Source organism: Halomonas sp. MMSF_3323 (assembly GCF_030733595.1).
In the GTDB taxonomy this organism is placed as follows: domain Bacteria; phylum Pseudomonadota; class Gammaproteobacteria; order Pseudomonadales; family Halomonadaceae; genus Halomonas; species Halomonas litopenaei.
Window position 1 is genome coordinate 17,360 of the sequence record NZ_JASHIT010000012.1, and the last position, 26,284, is coordinate 43,643.

A 26,284-nucleotide genomic window follows, 5' to 3' on the forward strand; every position below is an offset into this window, starting at 1 on the left:
CAAACACTGACGTCACCGAGGAGGCTTCGGCCTCCTCACGTTGCCACCCTTGCTCTACAGGAAGACCCCGATGTCACCGAATCCTCATTCCCAACTGCCGCTCAAGGACGTCAAGGTCATCGACTTCGGTCAGTACATGGCCGGCCCTGCGGTGGCGATGATCCTCGCCGACCTGGGCGCCACGGTCATTCACGTGGACCCGCCCACGGGGCCCATGTGGGAGTCACCGGCCAACGCCACCTTGCAGCGCAACAAGCTGATCGTGACGATCGACCTCAAGACCGACGAGGGCCTCGAACAGGCGCTGGCGCTGATCGAGGAGGCCGATATCGTGATCGAAAGCTTCCGGCCCGGCGTCATGCAGCGCCTGGGCATCGACTTCAGCGCGCTGCGCGAAGAGCGTCCGGAACTGATCACCCTGTCGATGCCGGGCTTTGCCTCCAACGACGAGCTGCGCCGTGACTGGCGGGCCTTCGAGAGCGTCATCGCCGCCCACTCGGGGGTGTTTACCGACATGGGGCTCAACCGGGTGCTGATGGGCATCAATCCGTCCTTCTCGCCGCTGCCGCTGGGCTCGGCCTACGGCACCATGCTGGCGGCCACCGCCGTCACCCTGGCGCTGCAGGCGCGTGAGCGTACCGGCCTCGGCGACGAGATCGAAGTGCCCATCGCCTGCGCCCTGATGGAAGGCCTCTGCTACAACTCGATCAAGATCGAGGGCCTGCCGGAGCGCTACAAGACCCAGCGCGAAAAGGAGATCGAGCGTCGCCGTATCGAAGGCGCGCCGATGAACCTGGACTACGACGAACTGCAGGAACTGCTCGATCCCTTCTATCGCAGCTACAAGTGCAAGGACGGGCGCATGTTCTACGTGGTCTGCCCGAGTCACAAGGAGCACGCCAAGCGCTGTCTCAAGGTGCTCGGTCTCTACGACGAACTGGTGGAGGAAGGGTTGGTGGAAGAGCCCGACACCTATGCGCCCACCAGCCAGTGGCAGAGTGACGTGTCACTAGGCGTCTACCCGCTGCCCAAGCGCTGGGCGGATCATATCGCCGCGCGCATGAAGGAGGTGTTCCTTACCCGCACCTCCAAGGAGTGGGAGAAGATCTTCGGCCGTGGCAAGTTCCCTGGCGCGCCGCAGCGCTGGCTGCAGGAGTGGATCCACGACGACCACGCCGAGACCGCCGGGCTGATGATCGAAGTGGACGATCCCGAATTCGGCCTGATGACCCAGCCCGGCCCGATGGTCTGGCTGCACGACAGCGGCCACGAGATGCTCACCCCGACGCCGCGCCGCTGGGTGTCGTTCGACCAGGCGCTGGCACTGCTGCATCGCATCGAGACCAAGCTGCCCCGGGTTCGTGCGCGCAACGCCAAGGACGGTTGGCTCGAAGGCGTCAAGGTGCTGGATCTGTGCAACGTCATCGCCGGTCCCCACTCGGTGGCCTTTTTGGCACGCTTCGGCGCCGACATCATCAAGGTGGACCCCGCCAAGCCGTTCTACGACTGCTGGAACACGGTCATCTTCGGCCTGTCGCATATGCGCTCCAAGCGCTCCTTGCTGACCGATATCCAGGTGCCTCGGGGGCGTGAAATCCTCGACGAGCTGATCCGCCAGAGCGACGTGGTGGTGTGGAATGCCACCGACAGGCAGGTGGAGCGGATGGGGCTGACCGAGGCGGAAATGCAGCGCATCAATCCCGAGGCGATCTTCTGCCAGCTCGACTGCTTCAGCGGGGTGAAGCAGGGCCCCCGGACCAACTACCTGGGCTACGACGACCTGGTGCAGGCCACCACCGGCATCATGCTGCGCTTCGGGGGTAGCATGGACACGCCAGAAGAGCACGCCCACGTCGGCACCATCGACGTGATGTGCGGCTTCGGTGCCTCTCTTGGTGTCGCCACCGCCCTGTACCAGAAGCTGCGTACCCGCCGGGTCAGCCGGGTCAAGACCTCGCTGTCGGCGCTCAGCGGCCTGGCCCAGATGCCGTTCTGCTACGACTACGAGCGACGCGGCCTGTTCGACGAGCCCTCGGGCCGTGAACTCAACGGCTACGACGATCTGTCGCGCTTCTATTTTACCGCCGACGGGGTGGTGCTGATCAGCGCCTACGAGCGGGACCTGCACAAGTTCGCCCAGGTGCCGGGGATCGAAGGGGTGGTCGATGTTCCGCCGGAGGAGCGGGCGGCCTATCTGGCACCTCGCTTTATCAATGCGGTGGCCACCGACTGGGTGGAACGGCTGCAGAAGGCGGGCATCGCCGCGGCGGTGTGCGAGAACATCGAGGCCCTGCGCTCCTACAACTCGCGGCGCTGGGACAACACCCCGGGCATCGATCGTGGCAGCTACTCCTTCACCGTCTACGACGAGCACCCCAGCGGTCACGTCATCACGCAGCTCGATCCGTACGCCATCCGTCCCAAGCGAGGTCGCATCTATCCGCTGGCGCCGTCGGAGAAGTACGGCAGCTCGAGCCGTCAGGTGCTCGAAGAGCTGGGGCACAGCCCCGAGGAGATCGATCGGTTGATCGCCGAAGGCGTCGTGTCGGAGAGCTGGAGCGAGGAGTATCTGCCGACCTGAGTGGTGTTCGGCGCGGGGTTTTTGCGCTGAGCCGACCAGGCGGGCTGAAGGTGTCCTGAGCCGACCAGGCGGGGAACGTGCCTCCCCGTCTGGTCGTTTTCGTTGCGCTGGACCACTCCCGCTGCGACGGGCGTCGCCAGCGCAGCGGCTGGTGGAACGCCAGGGCGTCAGGTGAGCTGGCGCACCGCGGTCTCGACGCCACGCAGCTCGGCCAGGCCGCGCAGCCTGCCGTACAGCGGGTAGCCCGGGGCGGTGGCGCGGTGCTGATCGTCGAGGATGTGGTGGCCGTGGTCGGGGCGCAACGGCAAGCGTCGGCCGCCTTCGCGCTCGCGACGGCGTTCCTCGGCGACCAGCGCGCTGATGACCGCGACCATGTCGACGTCACCGTCCAGGTGCGGCGCCTCGTGGAAGGAGCGAGGGTCGGGGGACTCGCGCCGGGTCGAGCGCAGATGCACGAAGTGGATGCTGGGACCAAAGCGCTGAACCATGGCGGCCAGGTCATTGGCGGCGAGCACGCCGTAGGATCCGGTGCACAGCGTCAGGCCATTTGCCGGGCTGTCGACGGCCTCAAGGATCCACTCGGCGTCCGCCGCCGTCGAGACCACCCGGGGCAGGCCGAGCAGCGGCCGGGGCGGGTCATCGGGGTGGATCGCCATCTTGATGCCGAGTTCTTCGGCGACCGGGATGACCGCTTTCAGAAAGTAGCCGAGGTGTTCGCGCAGCCGCTCGGCGTCGATCTCGGCGTATCCGGCCAGTACCTCGCGAAAGCGCTCCAGGGTGTAGTGCTCTTCGGCGCCGGGCAGGCCGGCGATCAGGGTATCGACCAGTGACTGGCGGGCTTCGGCGTCCAGGCTATCGAGGTAGCTCCTGGCTTCGGTCTTCTCGTCGTCGCTGTACTCGTTCTCGGCGCCTGGTCTGGCGAGCAGGTACAGGTCGAAGGCGGCAAAGGCTGTCTGGTCAAAACGCAGCGCCAGGGCGCCATCCGGCATCGCCCAGCGCAGGTCGGTGCGGGTCCAGTCGAGCACCGGCATGAAGTTGTAGCACACGGTATCGATGCCGCAGGCCGCCAGGTTGCGCAGGGTGTCGCAGTAGCGGGTGATCAGGGCGTTGCGCTCGGGCAGTCCTTTCTTGATCGCCTCGTGCACCGGCACGCTCTCCACCACCGACCATTCGAGGCCAGCGTCCTCGATCATCTGCTTGCGCTCGGCGATGGCCTGCCGGGACCAGACCTCATCGTTGGGCACCTCGTGCAGGGCGGTGACGATGCCGGTCGCGCCGGTCTGGCGAATCTCCTCGAGTCGGATCGGGTCCTTGGGGCCGAACCAGCGCCAGGTGTGTTGCATGGAAATCTCCTTTTCTCGGGCCCGGCTAGAGGGTGCTCAGTGACGCCGCAAGCCCGGTATTGATCAGTCGGCGGTAGCCATCGGTGACAGCATCGGCAAATCCCTGCTGCGCCGCCAGGGCCGCAGGGACGATGTCCTGCTGGGCCAGAAAGGCCGCCACCAGCGCTTCAGGGTCATCGCCGTGACGTTCATGCAGCTCGATGAAGCGCGATGCCAGCGGGTCGCTCACCTCATGTGGCTGGCCGTCGAGCGAGACGCCGGAGGTGTAGCGTACCCAGGCGGCCAGCCCCAGTGCGGTGCAGGGTACCTCGTGGCCGTCCTGCAGCCGCTCGAGGGCGCCGTGAAGCCAGCGCTGGGGCAGTTTCTGGCTGCCGTCCATGGCGATCTGAGCCAGCCGATGGCGCAGACTGTCGTTGGCGAACCTGGCCAGCAACTCGTCGGCGTAGCGTTCGAGGTCGACCCCGTCCGGCATGTGCAGCGTTGTCGCCGCTTCCTTGAGCATGTAACGACGCAGCAGGGCGCGGAACTCGGGGCGGCTGACCGCATCGTAGACCGTCTCGACGCCATCGATGGCGCCCAGGTAGGCCAGCAGTGAGTGGCTGCCGTTGAGCATGCGCAGCTTCATGGTCTCGAAGGGGGCCACCTCGGAGACCATCTCGACCCCTTCGGCTTCCCAGTCGGGCCGGCCCTGGGGGAAGTCATCCTCGATGACCCATTGGGAAAAGGCCTCGCACACCACCGCGTTGGGATCCTCGACTCCCAGCTCGCCCAGCCGGGCGAAGTCGGCGTCGGTCATGGCCGGCGCGATGCGGTCGACCATGCTGCAGGGAAACGCCACCTGGTCGCTGATCCAGTCGGCCAGGTCGCTGTCGCGCAGGGCGGCGAGCTGCACGATGGCGTTGCGCGTGCGGCGGCCGTTGTCCGGCATATTGTCGCAGGACAGCACGGTGAAGGGGGGCAGGCCGGCGGCGCGACGGCGGGCCAGCGCCTCGACCAGGATACCGGGGGCGGTCTGCGGTGTGTTCGGTGAGGCAATGTCGGCCTTGATCATCGCATCGTCGACAAGCAGATCGCCGCTGGTCGGGCTGAGAAAGTAGCCCTTCTCGGTCACCGTCAGGGTCACGATGCGTACCTTGGAAGACGTCAATCGCGTCAGCAGTGCTTCCAGATCCCGGCCCTGCTGGCCTTCGCTGTCTCGGCCGGTGAACAGCGTCTGCTGAATCACGCCGATCTCTCTGAGCGTGACGTTGTCGCTATCGGTGAACTCGGCCACATGGTAGCGATGGCCCGCCGCACGCAGCCCATCGACCAGGCCGACGCTGGAGCGCAGGTTGGCGCTGCACAGCCCCCAGGCGGTGTCACCGCTGCGCTCGAGATAGCGCGCCAGATAGACCGCCTGGTGGGCACGGTGAAAGGCACCGAGTCCCAGGTGGACGATACCGATGTCGCAGGCGAAGTTCGGTGCTTCGACGAAGTGGGTCATCTTGTTCTCTACCTCAGTCCCGGAGGAAGGCCCGCAGGCTCGGTCGGTTGTGTGGTGCCGGTGTCTGACATGTCCGCTTCACTACATCCTGGTGCATCCGCTATCCCATCAGATAGTCGGGCAGAAACAGCACGATCTGCGGGAAGAAGATGATGGCCAGCACCACGGCGAACACGGCAAGGGCAAAGGGCAGCATTTCCCGGGTGTAGGAAATGAAGGAGCAGCGCAGAATGCCGCACACCGTGTACATCGACACCCCGACGGGTGGCGTCATGCCGCCGAAGGTCACCAGCGTCATCATCAACAGGCCGAAGTGCACCGGGTCGATGCCGGCGGCCTTGATCACCGGTACCAGGATGGGGGCCAGCAGCATGACCACCACCGTCGCCTCCAGCAGCATGCCCAGCACGATCAGCAACAGCGACAGCACCAGCAGCAGGGTGGTGGGGCTTTCGAACACCCCGAGGGTGACCTCGGTGATGGTCTGCGGTACTCGTTCGAAGGACACCACGTAGCTGATGGCGCCGGAGAACATGATGATCAGCATGATCATGCCGACGTCGCGGACACCAGCACGGAAGGCATCGATGATCGACGTCAGGGTCAGCTCCCGGTGGATGAAGCAGCCCACCACGATGGCGTAGACGATGGCGAAGGCGCCGGCCTCGGACGGGGTGAACAGGCCGTAGCGGATGCCCACCAGCAGCCATACCGGGAACAGCAGCGCCCAGATGCTGCTCCTGGTCGCCTGCCAGACTTCGCCCAGCGACGGCGCCTTCTCGAGTTCTGGCACGTAGCCGCGCCGGTGCGACATCACGCTGGTGGCGATCATCAGCGCCACCAGCAGCAGGATGCCCGGCACCACGCCGGCGATGAACAGCCGGCCGATCGACACCTCACCGAGGAAGCCGTAGATGATCAGGCCGATACTCGGCGGAATGGTGGCGGTGATCAGCCCGCCGATGGACAGCAGGGCGGCGGTGAAGCCCGGCGAATAGCCCCGTGCGATCAGGTTGCCGCCCAGCACCCGGGACTGCATCGCCGCATCGGCCACCGCCGAGCCGGAGATGCCCCCCATCATAGCGCTCAGGGCAAGGCTCGACTGGGCCAGACCGCCGGTCATCCAGCCGGTCAGCAGGGTGGCCAGGCGCAGCAGACGTGGGGTAATGCCACTGGCGTTCATCAGGTGCCCGATCAGGATGAACAGCGGCACCGCCAGCAGCGGAAAGGACTGACTGGCCGAGACGATCCGCTGTACCGCCGTGCTGGTCGGCAGGAAGGTCTCGGGCAACAGGAAATAGGTAAAACCGGCCATGCCGATGGCGAAGGCGACCGGCATGCCGATGGCCATCAGTACCAGGCCGAGAATCAGGATGGCGAGTGTCGTCACAGAAGCTGCTCCTGCTGGTCGCTGTCGGGCTCCAGCGCCTGAACAATGCCGACCGCGGCAAGCCGCCTGACCAGCGAGACGATCATCATAACGGCGCCTACGGGCAGTGCCAGCGTCACGTAGCCGTAGCTGATCCCGGCAAAGCCGAGGGGACGCTGCCAGTTGGAGAACGCCAGCGAGAAACCATAGCGTGCCAGGCAAGCCAGAAAGACGATCATCAGTCCCACCGTCACCAGGTTCGCCAGCCACTGGCCTGATCGGGGCAGCCGGGTCAGCAGGGCATCGACCCGAATCTGGCCTCCTTTCTTCAGGGTGATATCTGCGCCGAACATGCAGGCCCAGATAAAGAACAGCTGGGCCAGTTCGGCGCCGCCGAGCATGGGGTTGCCCATGGCCCGGGTGGTGGCGCTGAACAGGATGCTGGCCGCGGTGAGAAACAGCAGCGCGACGGCCAGCCACTCCTCGAAAGTGTCATAGTGCTTCCACATGGGTCCTCCCCAGCCGCTGCCGGCATCGGCAGCGGTGGACGCTTGGATCAGGTCTTGAGGGGGGGTTATTCGCCGGCGCTGAGCACAGGCTCGAGTTGCTCGCGCAGTTCGGTCCAGCCCATGTCGTCGTAAACCGCCTGCATCTGGCTGCTGAACAGTTCGGTGTCGACCTCGGCGAACTCGACGCCGGCCTCTTCCATCTCCTTGCGCACATCGGCCTGGGCGTCGACCGTCATCTGGGTGGCTTCGTCACCGGCCTTCTTGAGCTCTTCGTCGAGCATGGAGCGCAGCTCGTCGGGAAGCTCCTGGTACCAGCGCTCGGAAACCAGCAGGCCCGTCATCAGGTGGATGTGATTGGTCAGGGTGACGTTGCTGGTCACTTCCTGCAGCCGCAGGCCGTGGGCGCCGGTCAACTGCGCCTCGGCGCCGTCGATGGTGCCGAGCTGGATGGCCGAGTAGATTTCCGACCAGGGCAGCGGTACCGGGGTCGCGCCCATGCCTTCGATGGTCTTGATCCAGCCCGGGGAGTTGATGGTGCGGATGCGCACACCGTCGAGGTCCTCGGGACCTTCGATCGGCTTCTGGGTGAACATCTGGCGGGTGCCCTGGAACCAGTTGTAGTTCATCAGGCGCATGCCGGTGTTTTCCGCCAGCAGCTCGACCCACTCGAGGTAGGGCTCGGAAGAGGTGATGCGGTCGTAGTCCTCGTGGCTCTCGACCAGGTAGGGCGCAGCAAGAATCCCGAGCTCAGGCTGAAACTCGGACAGGCGGCCTGCGTCCGTCAGTACCGCGATGTTGGCGCCGTTGCGGATCTGCTCGATCATGTCGTTGTCGGCGCCGAGCTGGCTGCTGGAGAAGATGTTCAGGGTGACTTCGCCCTCGCTTCTTTCCTCGATCCGTTCGGCGGCGTTTTCCATCGCCTTGACCATGGGGTCCTGGCTGCTCTGGGCGGTGGACAGGTTCAGTTCGTAGGCGGCAAGGGCCTGGGTGCTGCTGAGGACAGCGGCGGCGAGAATGACAGACTTCTTGAACATGGGGCGTCTCCTTATCACTTGTTGTTGTCGCTTCAGTTGTTGTCGTTGCTGTTGCAGTTGCTTCCGGGGGAGTGGCCCGGCAGGCCGCAGGGCAGGGGCCGGCTGGCCCTTGCCCATGAGAGACGTCTGCCGGGTAGATAACGATCAGCCGTTGGTGTCCTCGAAGATCGACGAAAAGCGCTGCACCATCTGGGGCAGGGAGATCAGGATCTCGCTTTGATGCACCAGCATGGCCTGGCGGGCCTTGTCTTCGTCTCTCTGTTCGATGGCATCGACAATGTCGGCGTGCTGCTGGACCAGCTTTTCGAAGGGCGTGGTGTCAGGCACGCTGAGGTAGCGCACCCGGTCGAGCTGTGCCTTGACCTCTTCGATGACGCGCCAGGCGGTCTCGTGTCCGGCGCCAAGGGCGAGCACGCGGTGGAAGTCCTCGTCGAGGATGAAGAACTGGTCATACTGGCCGCTGCTGGCGCAGCGAATCTGGCGTTCGATCAGATCCCGCAGCTCGTAGATCACCTTGTCGGCGAGCCCTTGCCTGGCGGCGGAGGCGCTGACGGCGGTTTCGACCGCCTCCCTGACGAAGCGCGCTTCGCGCACCGACTTCTGCGAGATGCCAACGACATAGGTGCCGCGTTGTGGTCGAACGTCGACCAGACCTGCCTCGGACAGGCGGATAAAGGCTTCGCGTACCGGCTGTCGGCTGACCGAGAAGGCGTCGGAAATCTCCTTCTCGGACAGTGCCTGGCCAGGGGCGAACTGCATCCGGATGATGGCGAGTCTAAGTACGCGGTAGAGCCGCTGACGCACCGATCCACCGGCGGCATCCTGTTCCCAGAGTTCAGCGATTGCGGGGGTCAGCATGGGGGCACCTACCTGTTGTTGAGCGTTTCAGTCTTTCCAGCTTTTCGACTTTTCAGCTTTCCGGCTTCTGAGCCTTGAGGCCGTTGAAGCCTTGAGCCGTTAAGGCGTCAGGCCTTTGAGCTTTGGTCTGATATGACTTGTATGGTAGTCATACTAGGGTAGCGAAAGCGCGCTGTCAGGCCTGGACGTATAGCACTTTGGTCTCATCTCGACTCGCCACCTTGATTCGTCACCCCGGAGGACGCCATGTCACATCCCACCTACATCGCTGCACCGGACGACTGTCTATTGCGCAAGGACGAACACCGCCGCTGGCTCGCCAAGACCGGGATGCGCCTGCTCGAGTTCGGCGCCGCCGCCGAACACCCCCAGGGCGGCTACGGCTGGCTCGATATCGAGGGCAAGCTGGACGCCGCGAGGCCGGTAACGACCCTGCAGACCGCGCGACTCACCCATGTGTTCTCGCTCGCCCACCGCCTCGGCGTGCCCTTCGCCCGCGCCAAGGTCGAACACGGCATCGCCGGGCTTGGGCTGCTCGCCGACGAGCAACACGGAGGCTGGTACCAGGGACAGCAGGAGCCCGGCGCCGCCACCATCAAGCACGCCTATACCCACGCCTTCGTGGCGCTGGCCGCCTCGTCGGCGCATATGGCGCTGGGCAGTCGCGAAACCCGCGAACTGCTGGATCGGGCCATCGACGTCATCGACCGCCACTTCTGGTCGGACGACATGGGGCTGTGCCTGGAAAGCTACGAGCGGGACTGGACGCAGCTCGACGACTATCTCGGTGCCAACAGCAACATGCACTCGATAGAGGCCTATCTGGCGCTGTGCGATACTACCGGAGAGCTACGTTGGCTCGATCGTGCGGTGGCGATCGCCGAGCGCTTTATTCACACCCACGCCCGCCAGCATGATTACCTGGTCCCCGAGCACTTCGATTGCCGGATGACGGTGCTCTACGACTTTCACAAGGACCTGCCCGCCGATCAGTTCCGGCCCTTCGGCCTGACGCCCGGACATTCGCTGGAATGGTCGCGCCTGCTGCTCAATCTGGAGGCATCGTGCCTGAGGCACGGACGACCAGCGCCGGCCTGGCTGCTGGAGGACGCCGAAGGGCTGTTTGCCGCCGCCGCCAAGCATGGCTGGCAGGCTGACGGGCAGCCGGGCTTCGTCTACACCCTGGACTGGGACAAGCGTCCGGTGATCACCGCCCGTCGCCACTGGGTCACCAGCGAGGCGGTGGGGGCGGCGCATGCGCTGCTGGTGCGCACCGGGCGTCAGCAGTATGCCGACTGGTACGCCACCTGGTGGGCCTACATCGATCGCCACATCATCGATCATGACCGGGGGGGCTGGATTCACGAACTCGACGAGAGCAGCCAGCCCCGCGCGCGCTACTGGCCGGAAGGCAAGCCGGATATCTATCACGCCTTTCAGGCGACCCTGCTGCCCCTCCTGCCGCTGGCGCCGACGCCGGCCAGCGCTCTGGCCCATTCGCCCTGGGGTGGGTTGATATAGGCAGGGTTGATCCAGACAGGGTCGTGCTGGAGAGGGCCTGTCTGAGCAACGTTTCAACAGGCTCTGCTTTAAAGGAAATCGATCGGGTAGCCGGTGCTGCAGCCGCTGCTGTCGCCTGAGATGCCCGGGAGCTTGAAGCGAAGATGGCGCTGCCGTGGCGGCGTGCTCAGGCCACGGAGGCAACGGCTTCTCAGGGCATATGGTCAGCGCGGGAGCCGGCGAGGGCGTGGCCGTCGACGGTGGGGTGGCCGGGACTCCGGTCGGTGTCTGTGCCGGCGGTTGGCGAGTCGGCAGGTGCGTCGCCTGCGAGCGGGCCTTCGCGCCCGGGTACCGGCACCACCATCATCCAGTCGAGCCCGGCGGCGATCGGCGCAAGGCGCATGCCGTCGCCCAGTGCGACCACGGCGTCTCCCAGTTCGCTTAACGGGCGACTGGACATCGGCGCCTGCACCACGGCGTCCGCCAGGCGGTTGACGCCGTCCTGCTGGGCGCTGGTGACGGGGTCAAGCGTGCCTCCCAGGCGATCGGCCAGCGTCTCGATGCGGGTATCGGCCTGCGCCAGCCCCTCGACCAGGGTGTCGGCCAGGGGCAGCAGCCGGTTGCCGGTCCTGTCGAGGCCCTGATCGACGCGCCCAAGGGTCGTGACACCACTGTCCAGGCTGTCCGCCAGCACCAGACCCTGCAAACGCCCGGACAGGTCCTGGCCGGCATCGACCAGCCGTCCGACCTCCTCGAGGGTGGTGCGAGTGTCGCCTACCAGCGATGACAGATTGGCCGACATGTCGCCCAGTTGCTGGGCCGGGGCCAGGGCGAGTGTCACCCGGTCGTCGAGCATGTCGCCGGGACGCGTGACCATGACGCCGAACTCACCGGTCAGGCCCACCGCCTCGGTGGCCAGCATCTGACTCAGGCTGCCTCGGCCCAGGTCCGCCGCTGCCGTGAGCGTGCTGCGCTCATCGTTTCCGATACTCTCGACCAGTCCGACGACGGCCTGCTCATCCAGCCGGGGGATGCCGCTGTGGCTGATCCCGCCATGGCGCAGCGCCGTGCGCGCCGCCACCCCTTGCAGGCTGGTCTCATCACGCTGGCCTCCCAGCACCTGACCGGCCAGGGCGACCCACTGGCCGGCACGACTCAGCCCACTGGCGGAGGCGTCGACCAGGGCGTTGCCGGTGGTGGCGCTGACGTCTGACAGCGCATCGCCTCCGGCGACGATCAGGTCCGCCGCCAGGCTTGGCCACAGCAAGGAGTCGGAGGTGATCAGGATCGGTTCCAGGCCGAGCTGGATAGCGCTAGCCACTCGGGTGGTCAGTGACTGCTCAAGATCGCCCCATGGCTCCTCGAGATCGAGTTCCTGCTGTCCGATGCCCAGCGTGCTGGTCAGGCGACGTCGATAGCGGTCCAGTGACAGCACCCGCTGCAGCCGGTCATCGAAGCGATGCAGTAACGGCAGAGCAGCGACGCTGTCGAGCACACCCTCAACCGCTTCCAGAGATCCCCCCAGTGGTCCCTCAAGGTAGGCCCCGGTGCTTGCCAGGGCGGACTCGGTAGCGCTGGCCCATCCGTTGGCACCGACAGCACGGGCCACGGCGGTTCCTTGAGTCGTGAGCTGGTTGGCGGTCATCCGTCCGATCCCCCCGGCCACCAGCTCGGCGGAACGGGAGGCGCTGGGCAGCGCCGGGCTGGCCGAAAGGTGCTGTTGGTCGCCTGAAATCTGATCACGCTGAACGATCTGTACCGACGACTGGAAGCCGTGACCCGCAAGGGGGGCTGACGTCATCTCGGTGGCTGGTCTGGTGGCGGATGCTGCTGGCGAGAAAGGGGAGTGCTCAGCGCAGCCGGTCAGCAGAACGGCCAGAACGGTTACCGCTATCCATCGTGGCAATCGAGCCGCCTGTGCGCTGGGCTTGAGGATCATGAGGTGTCCAGCCGTCTGATACCGGCAATAGTGCACCAGACTATCGACAAAACGGGCGAGATCGTGGACGAACTTTGCTAGAGCAGGCGTGTTGCCGGCATGGATGAGCGCTAGGAGCGAGTCATTGGCAGTTAACCTGCCCGGGATCGCGACAGGGTCGACCGGGCAAGAGGATCAGGCGAGCAGGTGGTGATACAGAGTGGTGGCGCCGATGGCGATCAAGACCAGCCCCCCGAGGATCTCGGCACGCGGCCCCACCGTCTTGCCGAGCCGGCGTCCCAGCAGCATGCCCAGGGTCGCCATCAGGGTGGTGGCGCCACCGATCGCCAGTGCCGTCACCCAGATGTTGGCGTTCATGAACGCCAGACCTACGCCCACCGCCATGGCGTCCAGGCTGGTGGTGATCGCGGTGGCGATGATCAGCCACCAGCGGGTGCGATCGCTGGTCGTGCCGCAATCGCAGCTGGCGCAGTCCTTGGGGGCGGGAGCGAGGCCACTGTGGATCATCTTGCCGCCCAGGGCGAGCAGCAGGAAGAAGATGATCCAGTGATCCCAGTGGGCAATGGTGTCATAGGCGCTGGTGCCGAGCAGCCAGCCGATAATTGGCGTCGTGGCTTCCACCAGACCAAACAGCAGGCCGGTCTGCAGGGCCACCACGAAACGCAGCCGACGCACGCAGGCACCCTTGCTGACCGAGGCGGCAAAGGCATCGGAAGATAGCGAGAAGGCGAGCAGCAGGGTCGAAGTGGGCGTCATGAAGGTGCGAATCCGGCGGTTGCCTGTTGAAAATACGTGATGTCGCTGAAAGAGCCTCGTGCGCAGCGTCACGGCCGATATTCCGGGCGTTGGCTATGGACACGATAGCGAATTTGCATGGCGATATTAGCGCGCAGGCTGACAGATGCAACTCTTTACCTAGGCTGCAAGTTTAAGCCAAAACAAAGACATATAGCCGTGACTATACCTTATGGCAGCGGCAAGAAAAGGAGAGGCCAGAGGCGCACTATTGCCCGCTGGCGGGTAATCCCGAGGCGCGACAAAGCGGCAAGGTCGTCGAGGCCCTTTCCCCGATAAACGAGCAAGAAGATGCATTGGCAGCGGCAAGAATGTTGGTTCTCGGGAAGAGAAGACGGTCAGGATTTCAAGGCGTCTTCCAGCATCTTTACGATGACGAGGCCGGCCTTGGCGGGCAGGTTGTCGCCGGCATAGTGGCGAATGGCTGCGACCTCTTCGCGAAGCTTTAGATGCCGAGCTCTGAGGTGTTCGAGTTCCTGTTCAAGGAGCTCCATTCCATCCATTCCAACCGATGCAAACTGGGAAGCCCGAGGTTCGAGGGAGTCGTCAAATGGCGTGGTCACTGTCATCTCCGGACCAGGACAAGGGCACCGCCGGGCAGGCGAGACCATCGGAGAATCCTGGTTATTGAAGTGTGGCGTATCTCTCCTTGTGGCGATATAGGGATCAGGGGGTAGTTCGCCTGTAATGACGAGGTAATCAAACCATTAATCCGTCACGATCATGATATTGCGACTCAGGCATTCGACCGACACGCGGTCGAGCCAGGCTCAGGCCTGGTCCTGAAACTCGGGCACGGCGACTGCGTCGTTGTGGGTGACGACCTCCTCGAGCTGTTGGCAGAAGGTGTTGAAGGCGTCGCTCGCATGTCCGGGGCGCCGGTGCATCTCGATTTCCACCTGGCCGAGCGCCGGCAGGCCCTGCTCCTCGCCGAGAATCCGACAGCCCGCCGGTACGCTGCGGGGTGTCTTGACGGTGATCGCGAGCCCCGCCTGGACCGGCAGGTTGATGCCGGTGGGGGACTGGCTCGAGTAACGCAGTTCCCAGGCGCGTTCCTGACGCCCCAGGGCGGCGAGGGCGTGGGCGCGAAAGATGCAGCCTTCGGGATTCAGTGCCAGGGGCAGTCGGCTGCCACGGGTAGGATCGGCATCTTCTGCCGCGACCCACACCATGGGTTCCCAGCCGAGCAACTGGCCCGATTGCGTCGGTCCGTGGCGGATCGACAGGACCACGTCGAGCAGGCCCTGCTGGAAGCTGTCCACCAGGTCGGCACTGATGCCACAGATGACCTCGATGCGGGTATGCGGATAGGCCTCGGCGAACCGGGGCAGCAGTTCCGGCAGGTAGGCGCTGGCCTGTTCCTCGGAGGTGCCGATACGAATCTTCTCGCCGTGCTGGCGGTCGCCGAGTGCCGCCCTGGCCTCGTCCTCCAGCGTCAGCATGTGTCGCGCATAGGGCAGCAGCCGTTCACCGTCGGACGTCAGCAGCACGCTGCGGCTGGTGCGCTCGAACAGCGACTTGTGCATCTGGTCCTCCAGTCGCTTGATCTGCAGGCTGACGGCGGACTGGGTCCGGTGCAGCACGCGGCCGGCGGCGCTGAAGCCCTGGCACTCGGCCACGGTGACGAAGGCGCGGAGCAGGTCGGTATCCATAATCGATGAGCCTTTGAAATAAGTGATATCTCAACCATTCATTTCTATTATGAAGAGGCGCTCTCTATCCTGTCCAACATCACTTGAGACAGGCAGGAGTTCCTCATGCAGGCCACCGATGCGCCCACCACTTCCTCGCTGGACGGTCTGATCGACCTTGAGCACTACCCGATTCATGACCTGGACGGCGAGTCCGGACGGGCGCTGATCCAGCGCTGTCACGAACAGCTGGCCGACGATGGCTGTGTGGTACTCAAGAACTTTGTCCCCGAGGAGGCGTTGGCGCGGCTGGAGCGCGAGACCGAGCGGCTGTCGCCCGAGGCGCACTACAACCAGACCGAGACCAACCCCTACAACAATGCCGGCGATCCCGAGCGCCCGGCCCGCCATCCGCTCAATCGCTTCGACGATCGCACCAACGGCTTTGTCGCCGGCGATCGCATCGGCGAAGACACCATCATTCGCCAGGTCTACCAGCACCCGGACTTCCAGCGCTTTATCGCCACTGTCGTGGGCATGGAAGAGATTCATCAATACGCCGACCCATTGGCGGACCTGGTGGTCAACGTGCTGAGAGAGGGCTGCCAGCATCCTTGGCACTACGACACCAACGAGTTCATCGTCACCATGATGACCCGCCAGTCCCACGGCGGTGGCCGGTTCGAGTATGCCCCGGGCATCCGCAGCCCCGAGGGTGAGAACTTCGACGAGGTCGAGCAGGTGCTGGACGGCGATCGTTCGCGGCTCAAGGCGCTGGACCTTCAACCGGGTGACCTGCAGGTATTCTTCGGCCGCTATTCGCTGCACCGGGTGACGCCGGTGGAAGGCGAGAAGGAGCGTCACACCGTGATCTTCGCCTACGCCAAGGAACCCGGCTTCATCGGTCGCCCCGAGCGTGCCCAGCGCATCTTCGGACGCATGGCGCCGATTCACGAGACCCTGTTGAAGGAAGGCATGAATCGCAGCGATTCCCTGGCCGACTGAGCCTGACACACCACATCGGGGCCGAGCGTGAAGATGCTCGGCCCGAACATCTTGTGACCCTCGCGACTGCGAACAGGACCCTGACATGAGCATCGTCGATTTCGACAACCTGACCGACAACGAGCCGGACCATATTCCGGTCGTGCCCTCTGCGCCGATGGCCAACGGCGACAGCATCCCCACCGCCTTCGATCCCAGGCAGCTGCGCGCCGGGCGCCTGGCGCGGCTGCGCGCGACGATGGCGGAGCAAGGCTACGCCGCCATGGTGCTGTTCGACCCCAACAACCAGCGCTATGCCACCGGTTCGCGCAACATGTTCGGCTACTTCCTGCGCAACTCGACCCGCTACATCTATGTGCCCCTGGAAGGGCCGGTGATCCTGTTCGAGTACCCGGGCAGCGCCCACGTCTCTACCTGGCTCGAGACCATCGATGAATCGCGCACGTCCAAGGTGGTGTGGTCCGCCGTCAACCAGCGCGACAACCTCTCTTCGGACCCCTTCGGTGTTGAGATCGCCGAACTGATCGAAGAGCACGGACGCGGCAACCGCAAGATCGGGCTGGATCGCTGTGCGCTCAACCTGGCGCGCTCACTCGAGGCCCAGGGCCTCGAGGTCTTCGACTGCATGCAGGACACCCTGCACTGCCGGCGCATCAAGACCCCCGAGGAGATCGCCTGTCTGGCCCAGTCCATGGCCGGCAGCGAGGCTGCGGTGGCCGAGGTCGAGGCGGCGATCAAGCCGGGCATCACCGAGAACGAGCTGTTCGCGATCATGTACGGCAACGTCATCCGTCAGGGCGGCGAGTTCATCGAGACCCGTCTGCTGTCGTCCGGCCCGCGCACCAACCCCTGGTTCAATGAGGCCAGTGACCGGGTCATTCGTCCGGGCGAACTGGTGGCGCTGGACACCGATACCATCGGTTGTCACGGCTACTATTCGGACTTCTCGCGGACCTTCCACGTCGGCCCCAATCGCCCCAGCGCCTACCAGAAGGAGCTGTATCGCATGGCCTACGACCAGGTGCACCACAACATGGGCATCTTGAAGCCGGGCATGAGCTATCGCGAGATCGCCGAGCAGGCCTGGAAGATCCCCGAGCGCTTCCTCGACCGTCGCTATCCCTCCATCATCCACGGCGTCGGCATGCACGGTGAAACCCCGCTGGTCGCCCACCATATGGACTTCGATCGCTTCTCCAAGGATGGCGTTCTCGAACCCGGCATGGTGGTGTCCGTGGAGAGCTACATCGGCGAGGTGGGTGCCGCCGACGGGGTCAAGCTGGAAGAAGAAGTGCTGATCACCGACAGCGGTGTGGAAAAGCTGTCCCGCTATCCCTTCGACGAGGCGCTGCTCGACCGCCAGTTCTGAGCCGCATCATCTGCGTACCATGCTGCGCCGGGCCCCACGCGAGATGGCCGCCCGGCGCTGACGCCTTTTCAGCAAGTCATATCGAGAGTTTTGATGAAAGACGTGAATCATTGGATCGGCGGTGAGTCACAGCCGTCGCAGCGCCATCTGGATGTCATCAACCCGGCCACCGCCGAGCCGGTCGGTCGTGTCGCCCTGGGGGACGCTGCTACCGTCGAGAGTGCCATCGAGGCGGCCCGCCGCGCCCAGCCGGCCTGGCGCGACACGCCGCCGGCCAAGCGCGCCCAGGTGATGTACCGCTTCAAGGCGCTGCTCGAGCGTGACGCCGACGAGATCTGCGCGCTGGTCAGCGAAGAGCACGGCAAGGTGCTTGAAGACGCCATGGGCGAACTCAAGCGCGGTATCGAGAACGTCGAGTACGCCTGCGGCGTGCCGGAGCTGCTCAAGGGGGAGTATTCCCACAACGCCGGGCCGGCCATCGACACCTGGTCCAATCATCAGCCGCTGGGCATCGTGGCCGGGATCACGCCGTTCAACTTCCCGGCCATGGTGCCGCTGTGGATGTATCCGATGGCGCTGGCCTGCGGCAACGCCTTTATCCTCAAGCCCTCCGAGCAGGTGCCGTCGGCGGCGCTCAAGATGGCCGAGCTGCTCACCGAAGCCGGTCTGCCCGACGGCCTGTTCAGCGTGGTCCACGGCGACCGTGAGGTGGTCGAGGCGCTGATCGATGCGCCGGATGTGAAGGCGGTGTCCTTCGTCGGCTCGACCCCGGTGGCCAAGGCGATCTACCAGCGTGGCGCCGAGAATGGCAAGCGCGTCCAGGCGCTCGGTGGCGCCAAGAACCACGCCGTGGTACTGCCCGATGCCGATCTGGACAACGCCGCCAGCACCCTGATCGGGGCCGCCTACGGCAGTGCCGGTGAGCGCTGCATGGCGATCAGCGTGGCGGTGTGTGTCGGCGATGACACCGCCGATGCCCTGGTGAAACGGCTTTCGCAGGAGGCTCGGGAACTCAAGATCGGTGCCGGCACCGAGCGCGGCCTGGATATGGGTGCGCTGGTCAACGCCGGGCACCGCGACAAGGTGGCGGGCTATCTCCAGCAGGGCATCGACGCCGGGGCCGAGCTGGTGGTGGATGGGCGCGAGCATCCGCTGGTCGAGTCGTCACCGGGCTACTTCCTGGGCGCGAGCCTGCTCGACCGGGTCACGCCCGAGATGAGCGTCTATCGCGACGAGATCTTTGGGCCGGTGCTGTGCGTCGTGCGTGTCGCCAGCTACGATGAGGCCATTGCGCTGATCAACGCCCACCAGTACGGCAACGGCACCTGCGTGTTCACCCGGGATGGCGAGGCCGCGCGTCGCTTCGCCGACGCCATCGAGGTCGGCATGGTCGGCATCAACGTACCGCTGCCGGTGCCGGTGGCCTTCCACAGCTTCGGCGGCTGGAAGGAGTCGCTGTTCGGCGATCTGCATGCCTATGGCCCCGACGCCGTGCGCTTCTACACCCGGCGCAAGGCCATCTCCCAGCGCTGGCCGAGGAGCCAGGACAGGGAAAGCGCGCAGTTCAACTTCCCCTCGAACTAGCGCGCTCTCGAGGCCTGGCTCGTCCTGCAAGCGCAGCGCCGGCCTCTGACCCCCGACGAGGGAGAGCGACTCAGGCCACCGACAACGCCCACTCCTTGCGAGTGGGCGTTGTCGTATCCGTGGCAGGCGCTCGCGCCCTCACTCGGGGGCTGTCGGTGTCGAGGTGGATGGCGGCGTCGCCGCAAGACGCGGGTGGATAGGGTTGGCGGGGCGATAGCCGGGCAGGGCAAGACGACGGGTGGCGACGCTTGGGTGCAGCGTCTCGTTGCCGAAGGAGGCAAAGCCGATGCGCCGCAGATAGCGCCGGGGCGAGATCAGTCGATAGAGGCGCGAAAGAAACCTCTGGTAGGAGTCGACGATGTCGTCCTCGCTCGGTGGTGAACCAAGCAAGGGGCGGCTGTCAGGCAGCAGCGGCAGCCCCTGTTCGCAGGCGCGGCCCATCATCCAGTCCAGGCTGACGTCCGACAGCACGCGGTCCCGGTAGCCTCCGCCGACGTTGGAGTGGGCGCCGGGAAACCATACCTGCTCGAGGGTGGCGGTGGTGGTCTGCGGCGACCACAGGGTGGGGGCGAAGGCCTTGCGGTGCTCGTCGATCGCCAGCGCCTGGTAGGCGTGGCGCACCAGCGGACTCAGGCGGGTGTCATGGAACTCGAATCGGCGGCGGTTGAAGGCGGCAAAGCTCCTGAGTGGAATCCCCAGGCTGCCCACGGTGTCCCACACACCGATCATGTGGATCTCCGGCACCCAGGCGTAGCGCGAGGCGAAGCGTCGAGCCTCGGCGGATTGCGGGCCACGCCTTCGATCGCGGTAAAGCGCGTAGGCGCGTCCCGCCAACTGCCGGTGTTCGGGGTGCAGCAGTCCGCTGGTGTGAAGCATCCCGCTCAGGCTGCGCGCGGTGTAGGCGCCTCGGCTGAAGCCGAACAGGAACAGCCGGTCTTCCGGGCGCAACAGTTCGACAAGCTCCACGTACGCCTCGACCAGAATTTCCGATAGCCCGAGTCCGGTGGCGCCTGCCACCAGGCGGTCGTACCAGTGCAGGTCACTGCCGACGCCATGGTAGTAGCGCTTGACGGTACCGCCCTCGGCCATGGGGTTGTCGGCCACCGCCTGGTAGAGCCGGCTGACGTTGGTGTTGGTGTCACCGTCTTCCAGGTCCATGTCCGGCACCTGCCAGGTGCCATCGAATAACAGCGCGACATTCTTGGCCATCGGCTTCCCTTGCTGTCAGCCCTCTTGATCCGAGCGAAGCTCGGTGGTCGCTGTCAGTGTATGTCGGGGGCGTGGCCGGAAAATTGAGCGCAGAGGCGAAGGGCGTCGATTGGTCGTGCTGTCAGCGCTGCGGCAAAGATTGCAGGAGCGGGGCGGGTGGATGGCCTCCTCCCGCCCCTTGGTCGTTCGCTTGTCAGAGTGTCTAGAAGCGCGTCGCCCAGGTATCGACGACCCTGAGCGCGTCATCGACCAGATGGAGCCGGCGCCACTTGTCGAAGGTCATGCAGGGGTGCGAAGCGCCGAAGGCCAGGACGTCACCGATGCGCACGTCGCGGGCGCTGTCCGGTAGCTGGATAAAGGTGTGCTGATCCATCTGCTTGACGACTTGCCAGCCTTCCACCGACAGCTGCTCGCTGGCCTGTCCGCCTTCGCGATAGCGCCTGAGCACCTCGGGCGCCAGGTCGAAGCCGATATCGCGCTTGCCCAGTGCCACGATGGCCAGCCCCGGCTCGGGCAGCGACTGCACCTGGGCGAACACCTCCAGCGCCGGCTCAAGCCCCTGGTGCAGGTCCTGGCGCCGGGACAGCACGCCGGCCTGGGCCTCGCGGTAGATGCCGTGGTCGTGGACCACGTAGCAGCCCGGGCGCAGCACCGGGGTGAAGCGGCCTTCGAGTCCACCGTCGCGGAATGCTTCGGCGATCAGGTCGTACCAGGCCGAACCCGACGCCGTGACGATGGGCTTGTCGCGATCGACCAGGCCTTCGTCGGCCAGTCGCTTGACGCCGTCGACCAGGCGCTGGGCGTAGCGACGAATACCGGCCACCGGATCGTCGCCATGGACCACGCCCTCATACCCCTCCAGACCCGCCAGGGCTATGCCGGGCAGGGTAGCCGCCCGGCGGGCCAGCGCCATTACCTCGTCATCATCGCGAAGTCCGCACCTTCCCCCTTCGACGCCTACCTCGATCAGGATATTCAGGGAGATGCCGGCCGCCCCGAAAAAGGCGCCTAATTGGTCCAGGTTCTCGGCGCTGTCGACGGTGACATAGAGCTCGGCGCCGGCGCGGATCAGGTCTGCGGCGATGGCCATGTTGGCCTGACCGACCATCTGGTTGGCCACCAGTAGTCGCTGCGCGCCCTCGGCGAAGGCGGCGCGGCACTGGGGCAGGGTGGCCAGGGTGATGCCCCAGGCGCCGGCCTCTAGCTGCCGCCGGAATAGCGCCGGGGTCATGGTGGTCTTGCCGTGGGGCGCAAGCTCGGCGCCGTGGCGGCGGGCGAAGTCCTGCATCCATGCCAGATTGTGGGCGAGCGGCGCTTGGTGGATCACCGCCGCCGGCAGGCTGACGTCGGCCAGCAGCCGGTCGCCGGTTTCCAGGGTGCCCTTGTGGCAGCCCTTGGCATCGAAGGAAGAGGAAGAGGGGGAGTGGGCCATGGAAGTTCTCCTGAAGGCGGAACGCGGCTCATGTTACGCCGCGCTGGACGATTGGCAATGTTCGAAGATTGATCTGACTACGACCATTGTCGGAAATTTTCAAAAAACGGTGGATGGTTGTTAGAAACTAACATAGCGTAAGGATACCGCAGATGACGAGGGCCCTGGACAGGCTTCGTGATCTGGCAACGTCGCAACGGAGGGAGGCAAGCCGTGAGTCAACAGATCGATATCCTGTCGCGCATCACCGCGGTGGTTCGCTCCCTGAGCGAGTCGGAGCGCAAGGTGGCGGAGCTGATCTTCGACGACATCGACTTCGTGGCAGAGGCCAGCATCAGCGAGATCGCCCGGCGATCAGGCGTCAGTGACGCCACCGTGACCCGCTTCGCCCGCTCGGTGGACTGCGACAACGTGCGTGACCTCAAGCTGCGCCTGACCCGTGCCCTGGCGGCCGGTCGTCGCTTTATCGAGGACGCCGATCCCGCCCGGGGATCGAGCATCGTCTACGACGTTGCCGCCCAGACCCTGGCGCTCAACCGCGAATTGCTGTTCGAGGCCGATATCGAAGGCGCGGTGGAGCGACTCGACAATGCCCGCCAGATCCTGACCTTCGGCAGTGGCGGCGGCTCCAGCGTGATGTGCCAGGAGCTGCAGTTTCGCCTGATGCGCCTGGGCTATGCGGTCAGCGCCTATCCTCACGGTCTGCTGCCGAGGATGGTGGCCGCCACCCTGGAGCCCGAGGACGTAGTGGTGGTGCTGTCGGTGTCCGGCTATACGCCGGAGATGGTCGAGTCGGCCCAGATCGCCAGTCAGTACGGAGCCCAGGTGATCGCCATCACCGCCGTGGGGTCTCCGCTTGCCGCCGCCGCCAACGTGGTGCTGCCCATCGCCGCCCGGGAGACCGATTTCATTCTTCACCCTTCGGCGTCGCGCTATGCGTTGATGGCCGCCATCGACGTGCTGGCGCTGGAGCTGGCCATGCGTCATCGCGACCAGGCACGCACCAAGCTCAGGCGTTTGAAGATTGCACTTGATGACCATCGCGGCGGTGACAATCGCCAGCCGCTGGGAGACTGACATGCACCATGACCTCTTGATTCGTCGCGCCACGCTGCTGGATGGCACCGGCGCAGATCCCTGCATCGCGGATGTCGCGATCAAGGGGGATCGTATCGTGGCGGTGGGGGATCTCGCCGGGCACGAGGCCAGCGAGGTGGTGCAGGCCGAGGGGCTGGTGCTGACCCCGGGATTCATCGACGTTCACACCCACGACGACACCAATGTGGTGCGCACCCCCGAGATGCTGCCGAAGCTGAGCCAGGGGGTGACCACGGTGGTGGTCGGCAACTGCGGCATCAGCGCCTCGCCGGTCAGGCTGCGCGGCAGCGAGGTGCCCGACCCGATGAACCTGCTGGGCGACGCCGAGGATTTCGCCTATCCCAGCTTCTCTGCCTACGCCGATGCCGTGGCGACGGCCTGCCCGGCGGTCAATGTGGCGGCGCTGGTGGGGCATACCAGCCTGCGCTCACTGGTGATGGATGACTTCGAGCGCCCGGCCCGCGACGACGAGATCGCCGCCATGCGCCTTGCTCTGGAACAGGCGCTGGCCGAGGGGGCCATCGGCATGAGCACTGGGCTTGCCTATCGCAACGCCCGTCAGGCGCCAAGCGCCGAGGTCGGTGCCCTGGTGCGCGCGGTCAGCGAGGCGGGCGGCATCTACACCACCCACCTGCGTGACGAGTTCGCCGCACAGGCCGAGGCGATGGACGAGGCCTTTGCCACCGCCGCCGAAGCCCGTGCACCGCTGGTGATCTCGCACCTGAAGTGCGCCGGTGCCGGTAACTGGGGCCAGGCGCCACGGGCCCTGGCGCAGTTGACCGACGCCGCCAGCCGCCAGCGTGTTCACTGCGACTGCTACCCCTATACCGCCGGTTCCTCGACCCTGGATCTGGGGCAGGTCACCGACGAGATCGACATCACCATCACCTGGTCGAAGCCGCATCCGGAGCAGGCGCGTCGGCCGCTGGCCGACATCGCCGCCGACTGGGGGCTGTCGCTGATGGACGCGGCCAGGCGCCTGCAACCCGCCGGCGCGGTCTATCACAACATGAGCGAGGACGACATGCGCCAGGTGCTGGCGCACCCCTTGACCATGGTCGGCTCCGACGGCCTACCCAATGACCCGCATCCGCACCCGCGACTGTGGGGCGCCTTTCCCCGCGTGCTGGCCCACTACAGCCGCGACCTGGCACTGATGCCGCCGGCCGAGGCGGTACGCAAGATGACCGGTCTTTCCGCCGCCACCTTTGGCCTGGAAGACCGCGGTGTGATTCGTCCAGGCGCCTTCGCCGATCTGGTCCTTTTGGATCTCGAACGACTGGAAGATAGCGCCACCTATGACCAGCCGAAGACGCCCGCCAGCGGCATCCTTCGGGTGCTGGTCAACGGCACGACGGCCTACGCCAACGGTCAGGCGTCGGGCCAACGATCCGGGCGCATGTTGCGCCGAAGCGTGCGCCTTGCGGCCACGCCACTCTAGCCACGTTTATTGCATCAGCCTTTATCAGGAGACATTGACATGACGATCAAGCGTTATGGCGCCGAAGGCGGCGTCGGTACCGGCGGTCAGAAACTTCCCTTCTCCCGCGCGGTGGAAGCCGGCGGCTGGCTGAAGGTGTCCGGTCAGACCCCGATGACCGATGGAGAAGTGGTGGAAGGCGGCATCGTCGAGCAGAGCCGACTGGCCTTCGAGAATGCCCTGACCATCGCCCGCGAGGCGGGCTACGACATCGAGGACGTGGTCCACGTCACCGCCGTGCTGACTGACTCGCGCTACTTCCAGTCGTTCAACAAGGTGTTCGCCGAGTACTTCAAGGATCACCCGCCGGCGCGCATCTGCAGCGTTCAGGATCTGGTGGTGGACTGCAAGGTCGAGGTGGACCTGACCTGCTACCGCGCCGACCGCGCTTAAACCAGGGATATTGCGTCGAGTGGCAACTCGACCGGGGCAGGGATGCCCGCATCGTAGCGACAGGAAGGCGCCGGATCCCGGCAAGGACCCGACGCCAGGCACAGCAAACGTTCACGTTCACTGTCTCGATCGCGGCAACGACCGAGACGACAAGTATAAGAGGTCTGTATGAACAGTCATCTTTTCCTTGCTACCTTTTGCGTCTACATCGTCCTGATGATCGGCTTCGGCTGGTGGATGTCGCGGAACGATCGCGGCACCGGCGATGACTTCCTCCTTGGCGGGCGCAGCGTACCGATATTCCTGACCATCGGTACCACCGTGGCCACCATGGTGGGAACAGGTTCCAGCATGGGGGCGGTAGGCTTCGGCTACGCCAACGGCTGGGGCGGCGCACTCTATGGTCTGGGTGGTTCGATCGGGGTGCTGCTGCTGGCGCTGTGTTTCGCCGGTGTGCGCCGCTACCGCTTCATGACCATGAGCGAAGAGTTGTCGTTCTACGTCGGGGCCAACCGCCTGGTGCGCAATGTCGTGGCATTGTTCATCTACGTCGCCTGTATCGGCTGGCTCGGCGCCCATATCCTCGGTGGCGGCCTGTATCTGGCGTGGATGGCGGATATCCCCGCCTGGCAGGCCAAGATGGTGGTGGCCCTGGGCTTCGGTGTCTACTGCGTCATCGGCGGCTACATGGCGGTGGTCTGGACCGACACCGTGCAGGCCATCGTGCTGTTTGTCGGCTTCTTTTTGATGGCGGCGGTGGCCGTGGTCGAGGTGGGCGGCTTCTCCGAGATGACCGCCTCCATGGACGCCGCGGCGACCAGCTTCCTGGCCATCGACAAGGTCGGCCTGGTGCCCGCCCTGTCGCTGATTACGGTGATCGCCGTCGGCGTGCTGGCGACCCCGTCCTTCCGCCAGCGCATCTACTCCGGCGCCTCGGTGGGCTCGGTGCGCCGCTCCTTCCTGGTGACCGGCTGCCTTTACATGCTGTTCTCCATCGTGCCGGCGATCATCGGCATGGCGACCTACGCCCTCAACCCCAACCTGGAAAACAGCAACTTCGCCTTCCCGTATCTGGCCACCGAAGTACTGCCGCTGTGGCTGGGCCTGCTGCTGCTGGTGGCCGGTCTGTCGGCGACCATGTCCAGCGCCAGCAGTGACGCCATCGCCGGTGTCACCACCCTGATCCGCGATCTCTACGTGCTGGTCAAGGGCCGCGCGCCGTCGGCCAAGAGTGTGGTCATGCTGTCGCGGGTCGGCCTGGTGGGCACCATTGGCCTGGCGCTGGCCTTCGCCCTGACCTCCGACAACGTGATCGCCTACATCACCAAGATGGTGGCGACCGTGCTGGCGGGCATGTTCGTGTGCGGCGTGCTGGGCCGCTTCTGGCCGCGCTACAACTGGCAGGGCGCGATTGCCTCGCTGGTGGTGGCGTCCGCCACCTCGCTGACGGTCATCTCGGTGGAGAGCTGGAGTGAGTACTGGGGCAACCCGAGCATCCCGGCGGTGGGCCTGGCCATGGCCGCCGGTATTGTGGTCAGTCTGTTTACCCCGGCTTCCGAGCTCAGCGAAGACCAGGCACTCGAGCTGATCACCGAAGAGCGCGAGCGCATGGAGGCGGTGCCGGACGTGCCGCTGCGCAAGGGGCCCGCCAAGGCCTGAAGACCGCTCTCCA

Annotated in this window: 21 protein-coding genes; 9 read left to right on the forward strand and 12 right to left on the reverse strand. The window is 65.4% G+C overall.

Going from position 1 to position 26,284, the window contains the following annotated elements; genetic code table 11:
* The first annotated feature begins 70 nt into the window (after positions 1 to 70).
* Positions 71 to 2,581 (forward strand): CoA transferase, encoded by a 2,511-nt coding sequence (locus RBB39_RS07915; protein WP_045991834.1) that lies wholly within the window; start codon positions 71 to 73, stop codon positions 2,579 to 2,581.
* A 167-nt stretch (positions 2,582 to 2,748) separates the two neighbouring features.
* Here RBB39_RS07915 and uxuA read toward each other — a convergent pair whose 3' ends face one another.
* The 6 genes from uxuA to RBB39_RS07945 form a co-directional block, all read right to left on the reverse strand.
* Positions 2,749 to 3,924 carry a mannonate dehydratase gene (gene uxuA / locus RBB39_RS07920; RefSeq protein WP_045991833.1) on the reverse strand — a complete coding sequence of 392 codons (1,176 nt, stop codon included), beginning with the start codon at positions 3,922 to 3,924 and terminating at the stop codon, positions 2,749 to 2,751.
* A gap of 25 nt (positions 3,925 to 3,949) precedes the next feature.
* Positions 3,950 to 5,407 carry a mannitol dehydrogenase family protein gene (locus tag RBB39_RS07925; RefSeq protein WP_045991832.1) on the reverse strand — a complete coding sequence of 486 codons (1,458 nt, stop codon included), beginning with the start codon at positions 5,405 to 5,407 and terminating at the stop codon, positions 3,950 to 3,952.
* A gap of 100 nt (positions 5,408 to 5,507) precedes the next feature.
* Positions 5,508 to 6,797 carry a TRAP transporter large permease gene (locus RBB39_RS07930; protein ID WP_083970262.1) on the reverse strand — a complete coding sequence of 430 codons (1,290 nt, stop codon included), beginning with the start codon at positions 6,795 to 6,797 and terminating at the stop codon, positions 5,508 to 5,510.
* The gene (locus RBB39_RS07935) at positions 6,794 to 7,285 is read right to left on the reverse strand and encodes a TRAP transporter small permease (protein WP_045991831.1); all 492 of its coding nucleotides are present in this window, start codon (positions 7,283 to 7,285) and stop codon (positions 6,794 to 6,796) included. Before RBB39_RS07935 ends, RBB39_RS07930 begins: the two co-directional genes overlap by 4 nt.
* Before the next feature lie 65 nt (positions 7,286 to 7,350).
* Complete coding sequence (locus RBB39_RS07940; RefSeq protein ID WP_045991830.1) at positions 7,351 to 8,319, reverse strand: C4-dicarboxylate TRAP transporter substrate-binding protein; 969 nt, start codon at positions 8,317 to 8,319, stop codon at positions 7,351 to 7,353.
* A gap of 144 nt (positions 8,320 to 8,463) precedes the next feature.
* Positions 8,464 to 9,177, reverse strand: coding sequence for a GntR family transcriptional regulator (locus RBB39_RS07945; RefSeq protein ID WP_045991829.1), 714 nt, complete (start codon positions 9,175 to 9,177; stop codon positions 8,464 to 8,466).
* Positions 9,178 to 9,423: 246 nt separating this feature from the next.
* Here RBB39_RS07945 and RBB39_RS07950 point away from each other — a divergent pair, with 246 nt between their 5' ends.
* Positions 9,424 to 10,698 carry an AGE family epimerase/isomerase gene (locus tag RBB39_RS07950; protein WP_306168996.1) on the forward strand — a complete coding sequence of 425 codons (1,275 nt, stop codon included), beginning with the start codon at positions 9,424 to 9,426 and terminating at the stop codon, positions 10,696 to 10,698.
* A gap of 190 nt (positions 10,699 to 10,888) precedes the next feature.
* Here the strand turns inward: RBB39_RS07950 and RBB39_RS07955 are convergent, their stop codons facing one another.
* From RBB39_RS07955 to RBB39_RS07970, 4 genes are all read right to left on the reverse strand, one after another.
* The gene (locus RBB39_RS07955; RefSeq protein WP_306168997.1) at positions 10,889 to 12,478 is read right to left on the reverse strand and encodes a hypothetical protein; all 1,590 of its coding nucleotides are present in this window, start codon (positions 12,476 to 12,478) and stop codon (positions 10,889 to 10,891) included.
* A 312-nt stretch (positions 12,479 to 12,790) separates the two neighbouring features.
* Positions 12,791 to 13,372, reverse strand: a complete 582-nt coding sequence (locus RBB39_RS07960; protein WP_045991826.1) for a manganese efflux pump MntP family protein — start codon at positions 13,370 to 13,372, stop codon at positions 12,791 to 12,793.
* A gap of 377 nt (positions 13,373 to 13,749) precedes the next feature.
* On the reverse strand, positions 13,750 to 13,974 hold the full coding sequence (locus RBB39_RS07965) for a hypothetical protein (protein WP_157033011.1): 225 nt from the start codon (positions 13,972 to 13,974) through the stop codon (positions 13,750 to 13,752).
* Between the two features lie 207 nt (positions 13,975 to 14,181).
* Positions 14,182 to 15,063 carry a LysR substrate-binding domain-containing protein gene (locus tag RBB39_RS07970; protein ID WP_045991825.1) on the reverse strand — a complete coding sequence of 294 codons (882 nt, stop codon included), beginning with the start codon at positions 15,061 to 15,063 and terminating at the stop codon, positions 14,182 to 14,184.
* A gap of 105 nt (positions 15,064 to 15,168) precedes the next feature.
* Between RBB39_RS07970 and RBB39_RS07975 the strand changes: the two genes are divergently transcribed.
* The 3 genes from RBB39_RS07975 to RBB39_RS07985 all read left to right on the forward strand — a co-directional run bounded on the left by RBB39_RS07975 (position 15,169) and on the right by RBB39_RS07985 (position 19,000).
* A complete protein-coding gene (locus RBB39_RS07975) occupies positions 15,169 to 16,047 on the forward strand; it encodes a hypothetical protein (protein ID WP_045991824.1) in 879 nt (292 codons plus the stop codon).
* Positions 16,048 to 16,132: 85 nt separating this feature from the next.
* A complete protein-coding gene (locus tag RBB39_RS07980) occupies positions 16,133 to 17,416 on the forward strand; it encodes a Xaa-Pro peptidase family protein (RefSeq protein ID WP_045991823.1) in 1,284 nt (427 codons plus the stop codon).
* Between the two features lie 93 nt (positions 17,417 to 17,509).
* Positions 17,510 to 19,000, forward strand: a complete 1,491-nt coding sequence (locus RBB39_RS07985; RefSeq protein ID WP_306168998.1) for a CoA-acylating methylmalonate-semialdehyde dehydrogenase — start codon at positions 17,510 to 17,512, stop codon at positions 18,998 to 19,000.
* A gap of 138 nt (positions 19,001 to 19,138) precedes the next feature.
* Here RBB39_RS07985 and RBB39_RS07990 read toward each other — a convergent pair whose 3' ends face one another.
* Positions 19,139 to 20,209 carry a DUF2235 domain-containing protein gene (locus RBB39_RS07990; RefSeq protein ID WP_306168999.1) on the reverse strand — a complete coding sequence of 357 codons (1,071 nt, stop codon included), beginning with the start codon at positions 20,207 to 20,209 and terminating at the stop codon, positions 19,139 to 19,141.
* A 202-nt stretch (positions 20,210 to 20,411) separates the two neighbouring features.
* On the reverse strand, positions 20,412 to 21,641 hold the full coding sequence (locus tag RBB39_RS07995) for an amino acid deaminase (RefSeq protein WP_083970679.1): 1,230 nt from the start codon (positions 21,639 to 21,641) through the stop codon (positions 20,412 to 20,414).
* Between the two features lie 213 nt (positions 21,642 to 21,854).
* Between RBB39_RS07995 and RBB39_RS08000 the strand changes: the two genes are divergently transcribed.
* The 4 genes from RBB39_RS08000 (at position 21,855) to RBB39_RS08015 (ending at position 26,271) form a co-directional block, all read left to right on the forward strand.
* Positions 21,855 to 22,718 (forward strand): MurR/RpiR family transcriptional regulator, encoded by an 864-nt coding sequence (locus RBB39_RS08000; RefSeq protein ID WP_045995075.1) that lies wholly within the window; start codon positions 21,855 to 21,857, stop codon positions 22,716 to 22,718.
* A 1-nt stretch (position 22,719) separates the two neighbouring features.
* Entirely contained in the window at positions 22,720 to 24,180 is a 1,461-nt protein-coding gene (locus tag RBB39_RS08005) for an amidohydrolase family protein (protein WP_045995082.1), read from the forward strand.
* Positions 24,181 to 24,219: 39 nt separating this feature from the next.
* Positions 24,220 to 24,612 (forward strand): RidA family protein, encoded by a 393-nt coding sequence (locus tag RBB39_RS08010; protein ID WP_045995074.1) that lies wholly within the window; start codon positions 24,220 to 24,222, stop codon positions 24,610 to 24,612.
* A 168-nt stretch (positions 24,613 to 24,780) separates the two neighbouring features.
* A complete protein-coding gene (locus RBB39_RS08015; RefSeq protein ID WP_045995073.1) occupies positions 24,781 to 26,271 on the forward strand; it encodes a sodium:solute symporter family protein in 1,491 nt (496 codons plus the stop codon).
* Positions 26,272 to 26,284: the final 13 nt, after the last annotated feature.

Coding starts and splice junctions, on each gene's coding strand:
- RBB39_RS07915 (WP_045991834.1), top strand. CDS start 71: ATGTCACCGAATCCTCATTCCCAACTGCCGCTCAAGGACGTCAAGGTC.
- uxuA (WP_045991833.1), bottom strand. CDS start 3,924: ATGCAACACACCTGGCGCTGGTTCGGCCCCAAGGACCCGATCCGACTC.
- RBB39_RS07925 (WP_045991832.1), bottom strand. CDS start 5,407: ATGACCCACTTCGTCGAAGCACCGAACTTCGCCTGCGACATCGGTATC.
- RBB39_RS07935 (WP_045991831.1), bottom strand. CDS start 7,285: ATGTGGAAGCACTATGACACTTTCGAGGAGTGGCTGGCCGTCGCGCTG.
- RBB39_RS07940 (WP_045991830.1), bottom strand. CDS start 8,319: ATGTTCAAGAAGTCTGTCATTCTCGCCGCCGCTGTCCTCAGCAGCACC.
- RBB39_RS07945 (WP_045991829.1), bottom strand. CDS start 9,177: ATGCTGACCCCCGCAATCGCTGAACTCTGGGAACAGGATGCCGCCGGT.
- RBB39_RS07950 (WP_306168996.1), top strand. CDS start 9,424: ATGTCACATCCCACCTACATCGCTGCACCGGACGACTGTCTATTGCGC.
- RBB39_RS07955 (WP_306168997.1), bottom strand. CDS start 12,478: ATGACGTCAGCCCCCCTTGCGGGTCACGGCTTCCAGTCGTCGGTACAG.
- RBB39_RS07960 (WP_045991826.1), bottom strand. CDS start 13,372: ATGACGCCCACTTCGACCCTGCTGCTCGCCTTCTCGCTATCTTCCGAT.
- RBB39_RS07970 (WP_045991825.1), bottom strand. CDS start 15,063: ATGGATACCGACCTGCTCCGCGCCTTCGTCACCGTGGCCGAGTGCCAG.
- RBB39_RS07975 (WP_045991824.1), top strand. CDS start 15,169: ATGCAGGCCACCGATGCGCCCACCACTTCCTCGCTGGACGGTCTGATC.
- RBB39_RS07980 (WP_045991823.1), top strand. CDS start 16,133: ATGAGCATCGTCGATTTCGACAACCTGACCGACAACGAGCCGGACCAT.
- RBB39_RS07985 (WP_306168998.1), top strand. CDS start 17,510: ATGAAAGACGTGAATCATTGGATCGGCGGTGAGTCACAGCCGTCGCAG.
- RBB39_RS07990 (WP_306168999.1), bottom strand. CDS start 20,209: ATGGCCAAGAATGTCGCGCTGTTATTCGATGGCACCTGGCAGGTGCCG.
- RBB39_RS07995 (WP_083970679.1), bottom strand. CDS start 21,641: ATGGCCCACTCCCCCTCTTCCTCTTCCTTCGATGCCAAGGGCTGCCAC.
- RBB39_RS08005 (WP_045995082.1), top strand. CDS start 22,720: ATGCACCATGACCTCTTGATTCGTCGCGCCACGCTGCTGGATGGCACC.
- RBB39_RS08010 (WP_045995074.1), top strand. CDS start 24,220: ATGACGATCAAGCGTTATGGCGCCGAAGGCGGCGTCGGTACCGGCGGT.
- RBB39_RS08015 (WP_045995073.1), top strand. CDS start 24,781: ATGAACAGTCATCTTTTCCTTGCTACCTTTTGCGTCTACATCGTCCTG.